Here is a 531-nt window from a genome sequence, read left to right on the forward strand (position 1 = left end):
CCCTCCCTTCCCGCATGTCACCCGTACGAGTGACCGGCTTGCGGGTGTGGGATGCAGCCGGTTACGTTCGCCGCAACAACCCCAGACAGACGACGGCCCCCGGCCGGGACTGGCATCCCGAACGAGGGCCTGACCGATCAGGAAGCAGAGACCTTCCCGATGGCTGAGCCGCAGTCTAACGCGCATGCGCGCGCCGACGCCGGAGCATCGACCTCCGGCGTGATCCACATCCGTACCCGCCTCACTCGCGACTTCACCGTGATCGCCAACGCCCTCGCACAGCGGCGCGGAAGCGCGGTCACGATCGGCGTGGCGGCCTACATCCTCTCGCTGCCGGACGGCGCGCCCGTGAGCATCGCCGCACTGTGCGAGCACTTCACGGAGGGCGAGATCCTGATCTCGCGGGCGCTCAGGGAGTTGGAGGCCGCCGGTTATCTGGAGCGGCGCCGCGAGCGCGGGCCCGGCGGGCTGATCCGTACGCGTACGTACTTCCGCGACGTACCGCAACGGGACCTGCCCGCCCTACCGCCG

1 pseudogene is annotated in these 531 nt (G+C 69.9%); it reads left to right on the top strand.

The features are described from left to right. Window positions 1-159 precede the first annotated feature (159 nt). Window positions 160-531, top strand: a pseudogene (locus tag CCN51_RS51225) (hypothetical protein); the annotation flags it as partial.

Source organism: Streptomyces milbemycinicus, from assembly GCF_002154605.1.
Taxonomy (GTDB): Bacteria; Actinomycetota; Actinomycetes; order Streptomycetales; family Streptomycetaceae; genus Streptomyces; species Streptomyces milbemycinicus.